Here is a 13,263-nt window from a genome sequence, read left to right as displayed (position 1 = left end):
GAGGTGAGAAGCATGGAATGTATCGTTCATTTTGAAGTGGTGCACAGTGATGGTCCTAAGAAATTGCGTGGACTGTTGTTTCTGGATAAGGGAGCATCTCCTGGAGAAGCAGAATTAGTCGAAATGTTTAAGGATATGAATTTTAACGTGAGACTGGAAGACCGCGAAAAATTGATTTTTAAACCGGTAAATCCGGGAGATTTCTTGGAGATTCGAATTACGGGTTATGATAACGGTCAGGAAAAGAGCAAGGATGATCATAATTTAAAATCGATCGTTGGAAATTTATTGCCTCAGAAGCCGACAGGCCTGTAATGTGGGGAGAATGGATTTAATGATGGGAGAAGGAGGAGCACTATGGAGCTGTTGAGACAAAAGGTATTGAAAGAAGGTATTGTACTCGGGCAAGGAGTGCTCAAGGTGGATTCTTTTCTGAATCATCAGATGGACCCCTTCCTGATGCGCGAGGTTGGCCGTGAGTTTATCCGCCGGTTCGCTGGCGAAGAAATTACGAAGGTGCTGACTATAGAATCCTCGGGAATCGCTCCGGGGATTATGACAGCATTAGAGCTGGAGGTTCCGTTGATTTTTGCCCGTAAGCAGAAATCGCTGACGCTGACAGAAGACATTTACGTGGAGAAGGTATACTCCTTCACGAAGAAAGAAACGAATGAAATTACCGTTTCGAAGAAATTCATTGCTCCCGGAGAACGGGTGCTGATTGTTGATGATTTCTTGGCGAATGGTGAAGCCGCCTTCGGACTTGCCCGTATTGTTGAGCAGGCGGGCGGAAGTGTGGTTGGAATTGGCATTGTGATCGAAAAAGCGTTCCAGCCAGGGAATCGGCTGCTGCAGGAAGCGGGATATCGCGTAGAATCACTTGTGCGTATTGCTTCACTGGAGGACGGAAGAGTCACTTTCGTGGAAGACGAGGAAGAGCATCTTGTTTGAGGCTTTAGGAATGAATGCTCAAACAAAAGCTATAGGATATACAAAACAGCAAGCGAACTGGTAATGAACCAGTCGCTTGCTGTTTTTTGTGTGTATGGTGTGCACGGGTCAGGTTACCCGTTGCTGCCGCATGCCGCTGCAGTGTCGACGGGCAGCTGTACGCTGTCCGCCGCCAGCGGCGAGAGCACCCGCAGCGCCCCCGGCTCGCAGCGAACGGCCAGCGGCCCTTTGCCGAGGCTCTCGCCGTCGCCGATCGCAGGCCGGGCCTCGGCAAAGCCTACGGCTACGCTACGTCCGCGCAGCATAGACACGAAGGGCAACGCCACATGCTTGCCCTTCAGTACCGTAGGGAACAGCCGCAGCAGCTGCCCGCGGCTGCACCCGTGCACGACGCAGACGTCGAGCTGGCCGTCATCGGCCTTTGCCTGCGGGCAGATCAAAAGCCCGCCGCCGTAGCTGGGCAGGTTGCAGATCGAGACCAGCCATGCCTTCTCGAAGGCGTGCTCCGTACCGTCGCAGACTACGCTTACCCGGCAGGGCTTGAACGTCATCAGCGTATGCAATATGCCGATGATATACGCCAGCTGGCCTGCTCCAATGGCATTGCACAGCCGTTTGTAACGGCTGGCATTCACATTCTCGGCCACTTGAGCATCAAAGCCATTGGCAACGGCTGTTACGGTCAGTCCGTTTGCTCCTGAAAGCAGGTCTGCTTCGATATACCGCTCGCTAAGGGCAGCCTCCAGCGCGGCTTCTATTGAAAGTGGAATGCCAAACCCCCGGGCGGTGTCGTTGCCGGAGCCGGCAGGAATCACGCCCATGGGGATATCTCTGCCGCAAAGTGCACCCAAAATGCTATGGAGCGTGCCGTCACCACCGATTACAATCACGGCTTTCCAATCCTCGCGATGCTTTAGTGTATTTAAAACAAGGGCTTCTGCACCCTCTACGCTGTGCGTAAACAAGGACATGAAAGGCAGCGAACGCTCCTTCATGAGCGCCTCTACAGTATGCCAGGTCCGGCCGCCTGCTCCCCCGCCGGAACGCGGGTTTATGATAAATAGATACATATGATTTCCTCCAGCCTGTAGAATTCCATTGATGCCCTTTCTACATTGTAAGGAGTGGATGGGCAAAAGGGAATACTTTTCAGCGATCAGAGGGGCTGCCTTTTGGGGGATTACAGATGGCGAATCTGACTTTCTGCGATATCACCTGCCCAAGGGAGTTTATACCACCTGCCACTTAAGGCATGGTAGATCATTAACAGCCACACCCCAAAGCTGCAAAGAGAGACGAGGGCACTCATCAAGGGACCGAGGAATGGGACCAATCCGGTTAGTACGTGGAGGATCATCAGCACCCCGAAGGTAATCAGTGATTGCAGCGAATGGAACAGCACAAAACGGCTGCGTTTCTCCAATGCGAGAAAGACGACGCCGCCGAGAAAAGGGAAAAAGTAACACAACGCGCCCGCTATATTATCGGGCAATCCGGTGGATGATTTAAAAGGGGACAATGGGCTCACTCTCCTTCTGCTTGGAGAAGAAGGGGCTTGATTGTTCGAATCCTTCTTCCTTACAAGCCTATGACTTGTCAGGAAAAAGTATGTTTAGCTCATTGAAGGGAGAACATACTTTTCAAGCAGCCTGCGAGGGTTCTTCCAGTTGTTTGTCTTGCTCTCTGCTGTAAAGACCACTACAGCATCCAGATTGGGGAAGAGCAGAATCTGCTGCCCGCCATGCCCGTGGGCGAGCTTGTAGGGCTGCCCGCTCATCGTACCGATCCAAAACTGATATCCGTAATCACCAAACGCTGGATATCCCTTAGTTTGAGCGGTAAGTGCATCCTGCAACCAATGCTCTGGGATGATTTGCTGCTCTGCAAACACTCCATTATTCAGCAGGCAAATTCCGAATTTAGCCATATCCCGAGAGGTTAAGTACAAGCCGATATGGCCCATGCTATGTCCTTCGGGACTAGGTAACCAAGCGGTATTAGCCATTCGGAGTGGAGTAAATAAATGCTGTGCTGCATAGGAAAATGCATCAAGACCTGTAGATTCACTAATCATCATCGAGATTAGATGTGAGTCGATGCTTCGATATTGGAACTGGCCGACATGTTCTGGAATAATGTTCAAGCTAAGGCCAAAGGAACCCCAGCGGCGGCTGCGATGGAGGTTCCGGACGAGAGGTTCACCGAGCTTCTTCCCTGTGATCCAGCTAAAGCCGGAAGTCATGGTAAGAAGATGACGGAGTGTGATTTTTGAGAGATGTGGGGAGTGAAGGTATGGAATATGCTTGTGAAGTACCTCAGATACAGAAATATGGAGATCAGGCATCTCGCCACGGTCGATAGCGATTCCCGTAAGGACACTGACAAAACTTTTGGTAGCAGAACGGAGATCATTTAATGCTCCAGCATGATGGTCGTTATAATAACGTTCGAAGATAAGGTTGCCATGGCGCACAATAAGTATGCTATGCATCTTGGGATATTCTTTTAGGATAGCTTGATGGGCTTGTTCAAGACCCTCCCGGCGTGTAGCTGTGTCCTCTGGCGTTGCGGTAGTCATTACGGGAATTACAGGCTGGGCCATAACGATCTCCTTCTCATTTGTTGATAAATGCAGTTTCACTTGCTGTATTGGTTATTGTATTTTAACCAGTTTGGAGACATATGACTTACGAAGAGAGTTGTAAAAAAATAATATTTTCCAAATAGTACATTTTACAAGGAAAGGTGGAAGTTAATCCGGAATATGATACAATATAACGATAAGGCCCGAAAGGAGTGATTCAGTAAGTGGCTCTTCGGGTAATAAAAGTGTCAAGGAGCTATCGTTCATCAGGCGTCCTTACTCTCAGCCCAAATCACGACGAACCTGCTTCACCGGCAAGGCGGTGTTTCAAAGGCTAGTCATAGCTTTAGATTCCACGTTTTGACGGATAGTGCAAGCCACGTATGTGTAATGGATACTTCACTTGCATTCGAGGTTACGGCGTACTTTTCATCATGCATTCTCTACAACGGAGCATTCATTTTCAATGTTTTGGGAGGGAACTGATCATGGCAAGTAAAGGTCATAACGAAGTCAAGGAAAGTCTACGGGAAATGACACGCATTTTCCGGCCCAAAGATCCCAAGAAATTCGTAAAGGAGTACGTCCGAAAGTATCGGATTACAGGAGGCTATGAAGAGGAACTGACCATGGTCGTGGAACACGAGTTGGTACGGATGAATTCATCCGTCTCCTAGCTAACAGATACGTTTGTCACTTGCTTAACTTTAGACATCATTTTGAGTAATAACATCCACGAGGATTCTTATAAACCGTGCCCGAGCAACTTTTGTTGCTGGAATCGGTTTTTTTTGTATGCCCATTTACGAATAAGGAAAAGTCTTCCTCATAGAATAGTCAAATGAATTAATAGACACATTTTAAAGTGTATGCGCTTTCTTTATTATTTTTTATTTGTTTGCGTTTTCATAAAATGCCATCAAATCCAGATGGGACAAGGGTTTATTGTGTCGAAAATTACAATGTGAACTAGTTGTGAACGATTGACAAAACTTTCCCTTAAACTTATATTAATAGTGATTGTTATAATTGACAGAAAAAAACAGGAATCTACGAAATCGGGAAAAGCGGGGTAGATCAATGATGAAAACGTGGCAGGCTGTAAAGCGACTCCTTCCCATGACCGCTATGTTTGGACTCTTTCTTGCCGGGTGCGGTCGTGAGGACTTGTCAGTACTCAGACCACAGGGACCTGCAGCAGACAGATCTTACGGATTAATGGAGCTGTCGATCAGCATTATGATCGTGGTGCTGCTGATTGTCTTTACGATTGCAGCTTATGTACTGATCCGCTTCCGCAGAAGACCGGGTCAGAATGAAATCCCTGAGCAGGTTGAGGGCAGCATTAAACTTGAGATTCTCTGGACAGTTATTCCGCTTATCCTTGTTGTAGTACTGGCCGTGCCAACGGTGAAAGCAGTGTTTGCCGCTGGAGATGATCATTCCAATGACAAGAATGCGATCAAGGTTAAAGTAACCGGCCACCAATACTGGTGGGAGTTTGAGTATACCGATTATAAGGTAACTACAGCACAGGATCTGATTATTCCGGTGGGCAAAGATATCGCCTTTGAACTGGAAACTAAAGATGTGCTGCACTCCTTCTGGGTCCCTTCTCTTTCCGGTAAAATCGATACCAACCCAGCTGGAACGATTAACCGCTTTAGCTTTAGTGCGCCTAATGAAGGCGTTTACCGTGGGAAATGTGCGGAGCTATGTGGGCCTTCTCATGGATTGATGGAATTTAAGGTGAAATCAGTTAGTGAACAGGAATTTCAGAAGTGGATTGATTCGATGAAAGCGCCTGTCGCTGTGCTGCCGGAGGATCCTGCTTTAGCTGAGAAGTTCAAAGCGGCATGTCTGACTTGCCACGCTGTAGGCGATCAAGGGATTAATAATGCGCCGAACTTGACCGGAATTAGTTCTCGGGAGTCGATTGCTGGAATTCTGCTCAACGACGACACGAGGGAAGATGGTGCGCCGATTGAAGAGAATCTCAAAACCTGGCTGCACGACCCGCAATCCGTAAAACCAGGCAATCTGATGCCTAACCCCAAAGATCTGGGCCTGAGTGATGCTGAGATTGATGGCATTGCAGAGTATCTGGCCAACTATAAGCTGGACTAATGCCTTAGCCTAAAGGCGGGCGGAACTTTCGAAAAGGGGGGACGAACTTTGGCTCAAGCAGCGCATACCTTGAATTCATCCAAGCCTCTGGGGCACGGCCACAGTGTGAAGCGCCATACAGGACTTATGGATTGGCTAACAACCGTCGATCACAAAAAAATCGCGATTTTGTACCTATGGGCCGGAGGATTATTTTTTGGCATCGGGGGAATTGAAGCGCTTCTGATTCGCTGGCAGCTCATCAAGCCGATGAATAACTTTTTGGATGCACAAACGTTTAATGAACTCATAACCATGCATGGTACGACGATGATCTTCCTCGGCGTCATGCCAGTCATCTTCGCACTCATGAATGCCGTCATTCCGCTACAGATCGGTGCACGTGACGTAGCCTTTCCTTTTCTAAATGCACTTGGTTTCTGGACCTTCCTGTTCGGCGGGATTCTACTGAATCTTAGCTGGGTTATGGGTGGCGCTCCTGACGCCGGGTGGACCGCCTACACCCCACTATCTACGAGTACATACAGCACTACACACGGTGTAGACTTCTATACGATCGGCTTACAAATTGCCGGATTAGGGACCCTCATCGGGGGGATTAACTTTCTAGCCACGATCATTACGATGCGTGCACCGGGAATGACCTATATGCGGATGCCGATGTTCGCCTGGACCACATTTATCACTTCCGCCATTATTTTGTTTGCTTTTCCAGCAATAACAGTAGGTTTAGTACTGTTGACATTCGACCGGATTCTCGGAGCCAATTTCTTCGAAGTTGGAGCCGGAGGAAGTCCAGTGCTATGGCAGCATATCTTCTGGATATTTGGTCATCCGGAAGTTTACATTCTCATTCTGCCTGCCTTCGGGATTATTTCCGAGGTCATCCCAACCTTTTCGCGTAAAAGACTGTTCGGATATAGCTCCATGGTGTTTGCAACCATCTTGATCGCCTTTTTAGGCTTCATGGTCTGGGCTCACCACATGTTCACAACTGGACTTGGACCTGTAGCTAACGCGTTGTTCTCCGTATCAACGATGTTAATTGCGGTTCCTACCGGGATTAAAATTTTTAACTGGTTGTTCACGATGTGGGGCGGGCAAGTACGTTTCACAACCCCTAACCTGTTCGCTGTTGGATTTATTCCTACCTTCACTATGGGGGGAGTAACTGGAGTGATGCTGGCGTCCGCACCTGCTGACTTTCAGTTCCATGATACGTATTTTGTCGTAGCGCATTTCCACTATGTTATTGTTGGTGGCTTGGTGCTTGGCCTGTTCGCAGGTCTGCACTACTGGTGGCCGAAGATGTTCGGACGGATGCTGAGTGAGAAGCTGGGCAAGTGGACTTTCTGGACGTTTATCATCGGATTCCATCTGACCTTCTTTGTACAGCATTTCCTTGGGCTTATGGGGATGCAGCGCCGCGTATTTACTTATTTACCTAATCAGCAATTTGATTTCCTGAATCTAGTCAGTACCATCGGTGCAGGACTTATGGGTGTCGGTATGATTATTTTCTTGGTGAACATCTTCCTGACTTCCAGAAAACCAGCGGATGCAAGCAATGATCCGTGGGAGGATGGACGTACATTGGAATGGACCATTCCTTCACCGCCGCCAGAATATAACTTCAAGCAAACACCTCTTATTCGGGGGATTGATGCCTTCTGGAAAGAAAAAGTAGCAGGGAATAAAGGCATGACACCAGCAGAGCCGGTGGGCTCAATTCATATGCCGTCGGCAACGATTTTACCGTTTACGATGTCTATCGGAATTTTTATCGCTGGGCTTGGCTTTATGTTTAGCCGTGATGAATTCGGCAATGCTTTTATGAGCTTCCTGTTTAATAATTATATCGTTACAGCCATCGGTCTTATTATTACATTTGGATCCATGCTGATGCGTTCGCTGTATGATGATCACGGATGGCATATTGAACCTGAAGAGCTGGAAGGAAGTGAGCGGACATGACAACGGCACATGCAGAAGCTTCTAAGGATACCTTTCCGCACGAGCCGGAAAAAGCTACGCTCGAAGGACGCAACAAGGTTCTTGCCTTTTGGTTGTTTCTAGGCGGCGAAGCGGTATTGTTCGGCACGTTGTTCGCTACTTTCCTCGCACTGCGTAATCAGACGAATGAGGGGCCTTCGGCGAATGAACTGTTTCACCTGCCGCTTGTAGCCGCTGCAACATTCATCCTGCTGGTAAGCAGTCTGACGAGTGTATTCGCTATTCAAGCGATGCACAGAAATCGGCCGGCACTGCTACGGAATTGGCTTTTAGTGACTGTAGTCTTAGGTTTAGGTTTCCTGGTTTTGGAGATCTATGAGTTTACTCAATATGTAAGACACGAAGAATTCGGAATGACCACAAGTGCATTCAGCTCGGCATTCTACACACTGGTAGGATTTCATGGTGCGCACGTAGCCTTCGGGATCGCTTGGATCTCCATCTTGATCGGGCAGCTCGCCCGCAAGGGGTTAACGGTAATTACTGCACCAAAAGTGTATGTGTCAGCCATGTACTGGCATTTTATCGATGTGGTATGGGTCTTCATCTTTACGGTTGTATACCTACTCGGAAAGGTGGGCTAGGCACTATGACGACGGATCAGCATATGCCAGATAGCGGCGGGTATAAGCAACGTCATCGGCATGAAGGACCACAGAAACATATTGTTGTCTTTATTTTCTCCATTGTCTTAACATTGATTGCTTTCGCCGCTGTTGCGGCTGGGGGAGTAAATGCAACCTTTGCGATTATTTTGCTGCTGGTAATGGCTGTTCTTCAGGTGATTGTACAGATGGGCTTCTGGATGCACCTAAAAGATAAAGGGCATCTTCTGCCGATTCTCTTCATGCTGGGCGGCTTCTTTATCGCTGGGACCTGTATTGTTATGTCGCTGTATTGGGTTTGGTGGAACTAACGGACAATAATGAAAGAGGTGGGCTGCGATGCCCCCTCTTTTTGATGTTTAGATATAAGAATTCCTGCGCTAGGAGGTTGGGATTATGCTGGGATTAGAATACTTTAGCTTTGCTGAACTATGGAGTCCGCTTTTTCTAGCGGTAATGCTGCTGCTGACAGCAGGTTATTTTGTGTGGATTGGTCCGATTGCTGGGCGTTATGCCGATTCAGTTACGGTGCCATTTTGGCGTAGAGCGTTATTTGTCTGTGGGATGCTTGCCCTTTATCTGGCACAAGGAGGACCCATTAGCCTCTTAGGGCATATGATGTTTTCCTTCCACATGGTCAGTATGGCCTTGTCTTACCTGGTAGCGGTGCCGCTGATTATGCTTGGAATTCCAGATTTTATCTGGCGCAGGATACTAAAGGTGAATCCGCTTCGGCGGTTATCTTTTTTAGCTCATCCGGTAGTAGCTGCTCTATTGTTTAACGGACTTTTTTCCTTGTACCATATTCCTGTTATTCATGATTATGTGATGCTGCATTTTACTGTTCATCGTATTTATTACATTGTTTTGTTCCTGACCTCTGCTTTAATGTGGTGGACACTGATTAATCCGCTGCCGGAACATCGTATGGCGAGTGGGCTTGGGAAGATTGGGTTTATTTTTCTGAACATGGTATTGCTGACGCCAGCTTGCGGGCTGATTATATTTGCCGATCATCCGCTCTACGCCACTTACAGTGATCCAGAGACTTGGGCGCGTGCTATGGGCTATTGTATCTCGGGTGACCCCTCTGTTTTACTTCAGAATTTTGGAGGTCCTGCATTCTTTGAAGTGATGTCGCCGAAGGTGGATCAACAGGTGGGAGGCATCGCGATGAAGTTCATTCAGGAATTTATTTTTGCCTCTATGCTTGCTTATGTGTTCTATCATTGGTATAAAAAAGAGAACGGACAAGACGACGATGAATTGTCGACGCCATCCTCAACACTTCAGGAGAGCAACTTGAACCGTGCATAACTGGTAGACTGCCGAGGGGGAGAATCATGGATATTTTCACAGTGTTCCCGACTATTAGTACGTCATTCATCGTGCTCAGCGCGGTGCTGGTGGCTATAGGTTGGTGGCTCATTATCAAGGGCAAACGCGAGGCGCATAAGAAAACGATGATTGCTGCCGCTATCGCTGCGCTGCTGTTTTTTATTGTTTACGTATCGAGAACGTTGTTTGTGGGGAATACCTCATGGGGCGGTCCGGATGAACTGAAGACGATTTATCAAGTGTTTCTGATCTTCCATATCGTCCTGGCAACCGTAGCTGCGGTATTCGGACTTACTACGTTAACTCTTGGTTTCAAGGCGAAGTATTCCAAGCACCGTAAGTGGGGCAGAGTGACATCGATAATTTGGTTTATCACAGCGATTACAGGCGTTATGGTGTACGTGCTGTTGTATGTTTTGTATCCAGGTGGACACACCAAGCCGGTGTGGGAAGTTATTTTGGGTGCGTAAAATAAGTGCTTGAATAGAGCACAGAGTTTAGTGCGTTGAGCGAATGAAGAGTATTAGAGAGTAGAACCGTAAATGGTTATGAAATAAGCCTATATATCTGTCTGTTCCTGAGTAGGGATTGCGGGTAATGGGCTTATTTTCATTTTTGGAGTTTCGGGGATCTGTCCTGAAATTGAACGAAGCTAGCTCGAAAAAGACGCAATCAGGGAAAACCTCCCTGAAAATGAACGAAATTAGCTAAAAAAGGCCATAATTAGGGAAATCCTCCCTAAAATTGAATGGAATTAACCCAATAACAGAGTAATAGCTGAATTTTTAGGGAGGAATTCCCTAAAAACTCGTAATCTAAGCTCTATTTGGCTGATTTTAGGGAGTTTTTCCCTAATGTTGCTATTCCGTCCGGCAGTCGCCCATATCCCACACCTGAAACTGCACTAGCAGCCGAAACGGTATCCCACACCTGAAACCTGAACCAGTCAGCAGCCGAATCAGCACCCCGCATCTGAAATTGCACCAGCATCCGAACCAGCACCCCACCCTCGAAACCGGACCATCCGCCGCGCCCGCATCATACCCCCGAACTAGCATCCCACATCCGAAACCCCACCCTCACTCGAACCCGAACCTGAACCACTATCCGCCCCGATACTCACCACCCGCCTCCTTCAACGCACATCACACCAACACGTTGCATAGAAGCAGAGAGTGAGCTCTTACTACTTCATTTCCTGAAATGAATTATCTAATAAACTCAATTATCCCAGTTACATTCGCCCCGTAGCATTCTGCCTCAATTCCCCCTCATTGTAGTTAATCTCAATTAATAAGCGTTACCTAACGTCTGAGAGTGTCTTCATAAGCTTGAAGTATGAGGTTGCCCAAACCTCCTATTTCTTTTGAATAATTTCCAGTTACAGGATTGACAATAAAAAACCAAGGTCATATACTGTGTATATAGATATATACAGTAAGCACAGGGATATGAACACCTGCTTCTGCTAGACGCTGAAGACATTGTAAAGCGAGGTTAGCATTGATGAGAACATTAAAAGATTCATGGTTTATGTTGCGCTCTGATTTTCGCGGAGACAAATTAAAAATATTAGGGACCCTCGTAATAACAGTTGTTTTTATGAGTTATCTTGGTGGACTGACTAGCCTGATAGCAAATGATGTACTAGGTGAGCAGGATCGGACGATGCTAGCGGATTTCTTATTTCTCTCCTTTATCCCCTTATTGGGATTAACATTCTCTCGCCGCTCCATGAAATATTGGAGTGAAGACTCTTACACAAAAATGTTGGTTTACTTACGGACTTTACCGATTCCAGCTGCAGTAATATTATCGCGGAGGAAACTTCAGGGTGTGGGCTCCTTTACACTAAATGGTACGTTATTCTTCGGTATTATTTACTTGTTAGGAGAGAATTTCCGGACAGAACTGGCGGTTCCTTCGTATATAGCTTTTGCGATTACTTGGCTCGGCTTCGGATTCATGGTCTCGGGTCTATATATTTTTATTGAATATCTTTTTAGCGGCAAAGCTTATCTATGGCTAACATTGCTTATCGTAGTTTTATCGTGGGCAACATCGTTCCTAGTTACACTGGGCGGAGGCAGTTTGTTCTTATACAGTATCTCCTATTCCAAGGAGTGGGGGTTGTTATCTCCGATCATGTGGGGGTCACTTCTGCTGGGGACAATATCTGTGCAATTATTCTCTAAATGGACTATACATCGGCTGAAAAGTCGCAATCTCGTATAAAAAATCGGAAATGGCAAGGACTGCGCTCTAGCACGCTAGAGTGGAAGGCGAGGTGTAAATAATGTGGATACCGGTACAAATCAACGAAAATAGTGCAGAGCCCCTCTATCATCAAATAGAGACTCAGCTTAGATCATTAATCATTAGCGGAGTCATTACAGAAGGTACGCTGCTGCCCTCAATTCGTGAGTTCGCAGGAGATCTGAAATGCAGTGTAATTACCGTGCGGCGGGTATATCAGGATCTGGAGAACGAAGGTTTGCTGCGAACGCGACAAGGAACAGGTACCTTTGTATCCCATGTAGGTGACGGAGCAATGGAAGAATATAAACGGGAAACGGTTGGCAAAGCACTTGAAAGTGCAGTGGATATCGGCCGATCGGTACATTGCAGCAAGGATGAACTTGAACAGATTTTTATGGAGATTGTAGAACGCAAGTATAGAGAAAAGGATTGAGAGGGGGGCGCTTACTCATATGGCACAGATGGCTATAGAATTGCGGAATGTACTTAAACGGCGGCGAAACAAGACGATAGGGCCGCTGACCCTGAATATGCCTAAAGGATATATTACAGCTTTGGTAGGTCAGAATGGTTCCGGCAAAAGCACACTGCTGAATCTGCTGATGCAGCTGACTAATCCAGAGGAAGGCGAGATATATTGGTTCGAGAACAGGTATGATAGCGGGTTGTCTCTGGAGCTTCGCCAGACCATTGCCTATGTTCCTGAAACGTCAATTACTGAGGAGAACCACTGGAATGCAGAGGAGGCAGCTCGATTTCGGAAGTATTGGTATCCAAATTGGGACGATCAATATTTTCAGGAGCTGATGGATCGCTTGGAGGTTCCGTATCATATGAGACTTTCGAAGATGTCTAAAGGGGAGCGCCGGAAATTCGAAATTGCTGCAGCACTTGCGGCGCGGCCAAGTCTGCTGCTATTGGATGAACCTTCATCAGGTCTTGATCCTTTTGCCTGGAAGATTATGATCGAGACACTTCGTAAATATATGGATGAGAACAACGCAACGATCATCATCTCCACACACATTGTGGATGAGGTGCGGCGGCTGGCGGATTATATCGTCCTTATGCATCGGGGAGAACTGCTGGGCATGGCTGAAAAAGACAGTCTGTTCGGTGCTTGGACCGAGGTTTGGGTGAATGCTGCGGATGAAGAGGAGCTTGCGGAGTTATCGGCTGAGTTGCCAGGAGGCTTGCACTTTACAATGGATACACCGGGTGTAGCTTCTTTTATCATAGAACAATTTTCTGAAAACGAGAAACGCATTCATAACTTGGGCGTAAAGGTTATCAAGAGCCGCAGTTTGGAACTGGACGAAATATTAAGTTTATGGACACAGGGTCATCGTCCTATTCTAATTGACCACAAGAGAGGGGACTAGAGAA

General features: G+C 47.1%; 16 protein-coding genes. 12 read left to right on the top strand and 4 right to left on the bottom strand.

What is annotated here, in order from left to right; all coding sequences use genetic code 11:
- Nucleotides 1-12 precede the first annotated feature (12 nt).
- Nucleotides 13-315: a hypothetical protein gene (locus NST45_RS24620; RefSeq protein WP_036682514.1), complete on the top strand. Its 303-nt coding sequence runs from the start codon at nt 13-15 to the stop codon at nt 313-315.
- 42 nt (nt 316-357) lie between these two features.
- The gene (locus NST45_RS24615) at nt 358-951 is read left to right on the top strand and encodes a xanthine phosphoribosyltransferase (protein WP_036682513.1); all 594 of its coding nucleotides are present in this window, start codon (nt 358-360) and stop codon (nt 949-951) included.
- Nucleotides 952-1,064: 113 nt separating this feature from the next.
- Here NST45_RS24615 and NST45_RS24610 read toward each other — a convergent pair whose 3' ends face one another.
- The 3 genes from NST45_RS24610 to NST45_RS24600 form a co-directional block, all read right to left on the bottom strand.
- Complete coding sequence (locus NST45_RS24610; protein WP_051491243.1) at nt 1,065-2,021, bottom strand: diacylglycerol kinase family protein; 957 nt, start codon at nt 2,019-2,021, stop codon at nt 1,065-1,067.
- A gap of 110 nt (nt 2,022-2,131) precedes the next feature.
- The gene (locus NST45_RS24605; RefSeq protein ID WP_036682511.1) at nt 2,132-2,470 is read right to left on the bottom strand and encodes a membrane protein; all 339 of its coding nucleotides are present in this window, start codon (nt 2,468-2,470) and stop codon (nt 2,132-2,134) included.
- Nucleotides 2,471-2,563: 93 nt separating this feature from the next.
- Nucleotides 2,564-3,553, bottom strand: a complete 990-nt coding sequence (locus NST45_RS24600) for a serine hydrolase (protein ID WP_076215293.1) — start codon at nt 3,551-3,553, stop codon at nt 2,564-2,566.
- A 470-nt stretch (nt 3,554-4,023) separates the two neighbouring features.
- Here NST45_RS24600 and NST45_RS24595 point away from each other — a divergent pair, with 470 nt between their 5' ends.
- The 7 genes from NST45_RS24595 (at nt 4,024) to NST45_RS24565 (ending at nt 10,088) form a co-directional block, all read left to right on the top strand.
- On the top strand, nt 4,024-4,212 hold the full coding sequence (locus NST45_RS24595; protein WP_019913840.1) for a hypothetical protein: 189 nt from the start codon (nt 4,024-4,026) through the stop codon (nt 4,210-4,212).
- A 403-nt stretch (nt 4,213-4,615) separates the two neighbouring features.
- Complete coding sequence (gene coxB / locus NST45_RS24590; protein ID WP_036682508.1) at nt 4,616-5,662, top strand: cytochrome c oxidase subunit II; 1,047 nt, start codon at nt 4,616-4,618, stop codon at nt 5,660-5,662.
- A 126-nt stretch (nt 5,663-5,788) separates the two neighbouring features.
- A complete protein-coding gene (gene ctaD / locus NST45_RS24585; RefSeq protein WP_051491246.1) occupies nt 5,789-7,636 on the top strand; it encodes a cytochrome c oxidase subunit I in 1,848 nt (615 codons plus the stop codon).
- Nucleotides 7,633-8,259 carry a cytochrome (ubi)quinol oxidase subunit III gene (locus NST45_RS24580; protein WP_036682507.1) on the top strand — a complete coding sequence of 209 codons (627 nt, stop codon included), beginning with the start codon at nt 7,633-7,635 and terminating at the stop codon, nt 8,257-8,259. The genes ctaD and NST45_RS24580 overlap by 4 nt, the downstream gene beginning before the upstream one ends.
- Nucleotides 8,260-8,264: 5 nt before the next feature.
- Nucleotides 8,265-8,591, top strand: coding sequence for a cytochrome C oxidase subunit IV family protein (locus NST45_RS24575; protein ID WP_036682505.1), 327 nt, complete (start codon nt 8,265-8,267; stop codon nt 8,589-8,591).
- Between the two features lie 85 nt (nt 8,592-8,676).
- Entirely contained in the window at nt 8,677-9,597 is a 921-nt protein-coding gene (gene ctaG / locus NST45_RS24570; protein WP_036682504.1) for a cytochrome c oxidase assembly factor CtaG, read from the top strand.
- A gap of 26 nt (nt 9,598-9,623) precedes the next feature.
- Nucleotides 9,624-10,088 (top strand): DUF420 domain-containing protein, encoded by a 465-nt coding sequence (locus NST45_RS24565; RefSeq protein WP_036682502.1) that lies wholly within the window; start codon nt 9,624-9,626, stop codon nt 10,086-10,088.
- A 352-nt stretch (nt 10,089-10,440) separates the two neighbouring features.
- Here NST45_RS24565 and NST45_RS24560 read toward each other — a convergent pair whose 3' ends face one another.
- On the bottom strand, nt 10,441-10,608 hold the full coding sequence (locus tag NST45_RS24560) for a hypothetical protein (RefSeq protein ID WP_179087090.1): 168 nt from the start codon (nt 10,606-10,608) through the stop codon (nt 10,441-10,443).
- A gap of 516 nt (nt 10,609-11,124) precedes the next feature.
- On the opposite strand from NST45_RS24560, the gene NST45_RS24555 reads away from it, so the two are divergent.
- The 3 genes from NST45_RS24555 to NST45_RS24545 all read left to right on the top strand — a co-directional run bounded on the left by NST45_RS24555 (nt 11,125) and on the right by NST45_RS24545 (nt 13,259).
- A complete protein-coding gene (locus NST45_RS24555; protein WP_051490929.1) occupies nt 11,125-11,853 on the top strand; it encodes a hypothetical protein in 729 nt (242 codons plus the stop codon).
- Nucleotides 11,854-11,914: 61 nt separating this feature from the next.
- Nucleotides 11,915-12,310: a GntR family transcriptional regulator gene (locus NST45_RS24550; protein WP_036676688.1), complete on the top strand. Its 396-nt coding sequence runs from the start codon at nt 11,915-11,917 to the stop codon at nt 12,308-12,310.
- 19 nt (nt 12,311-12,329) lie between these two features.
- Nucleotides 12,330-13,259 (top strand): ABC transporter ATP-binding protein, encoded by a 930-nt coding sequence (locus tag NST45_RS24545; protein ID WP_076146862.1) that lies wholly within the window; start codon nt 12,330-12,332, stop codon nt 13,257-13,259.
- The last annotated feature ends 4 nt before the right edge of the window (nt 13,260-13,263 follow it).

This window comes from Paenibacillus sp. FSL R7-0163, assembly GCF_037969975.1.
Lineage (GTDB): Bacteria > Bacillota > Bacilli > Paenibacillales > Paenibacillaceae > Paenibacillus_AQ > Paenibacillus_AQ odorifer.
This window is presented reverse-complemented; position numbering and strand designations above follow the sequence as displayed.

Excerpts from the sequence above, each read along its gene's own strand:
- NST45_RS24600 (WP_076215293.1), bottom strand. The coding sequence starts at position 3,553 with ATGGCCCAGCCTGTAATTCCCGTAATGACTACCGCAACGCCAGAGGAC.
- NST45_RS24620 (WP_036682514.1), top strand. The coding sequence starts at position 13 with ATGGAATGTATCGTTCATTTTGAAGTGGTGCACAGTGATGGTCCTAAG.
- NST45_RS24545 (WP_076146862.1), top strand. The coding sequence starts at position 12,330 with ATGGCACAGATGGCTATAGAATTGCGGAATGTACTTAAACGGCGGCGA.
- NST45_RS24595 (WP_019913840.1), top strand. The coding sequence starts at position 4,024 with ATGGCAAGTAAAGGTCATAACGAAGTCAAGGAAAGTCTACGGGAAATG.
- ctaG (WP_036682504.1), top strand. The coding sequence starts at position 8,677 with ATGCTGGGATTAGAATACTTTAGCTTTGCTGAACTATGGAGTCCGCTT.
- NST45_RS24615 (WP_036682513.1), top strand. The coding sequence starts at position 358 with ATGGAGCTGTTGAGACAAAAGGTATTGAAAGAAGGTATTGTACTCGGG.
- NST45_RS24555 (WP_051490929.1), top strand. The coding sequence starts at position 11,125 with ATGAGAACATTAAAAGATTCATGGTTTATGTTGCGCTCTGATTTTCGC.
- NST45_RS24575 (WP_036682505.1), top strand. The coding sequence starts at position 8,265 with ATGACGACGGATCAGCATATGCCAGATAGCGGCGGGTATAAGCAACGT.
- NST45_RS24550 (WP_036676688.1), top strand. The coding sequence starts at position 11,915 with ATGTGGATACCGGTACAAATCAACGAAAATAGTGCAGAGCCCCTCTAT.
- ctaD (WP_051491246.1), top strand. The coding sequence starts at position 5,789 with ATGGATTGGCTAACAACCGTCGATCACAAAAAAATCGCGATTTTGTAC.
- coxB (WP_036682508.1), top strand. The coding sequence starts at position 4,616 with ATGATGAAAACGTGGCAGGCTGTAAAGCGACTCCTTCCCATGACCGCT.
- NST45_RS24580 (WP_036682507.1), top strand. The coding sequence starts at position 7,633 with ATGACAACGGCACATGCAGAAGCTTCTAAGGATACCTTTCCGCACGAG.
- NST45_RS24560 (WP_179087090.1), bottom strand. The coding sequence starts at position 10,608 with ATGCTGGTGCAATTTCAGATGCGGGGTGCTGATTCGGCTGCTGACTGG.
- NST45_RS24565 (WP_036682502.1), top strand. The coding sequence starts at position 9,624 with ATGGATATTTTCACAGTGTTCCCGACTATTAGTACGTCATTCATCGTG.
- NST45_RS24610 (WP_051491243.1), bottom strand. The coding sequence starts at position 2,021 with ATGTATCTATTTATCATAAACCCGCGTTCCGGCGGGGGAGCAGGCGGC.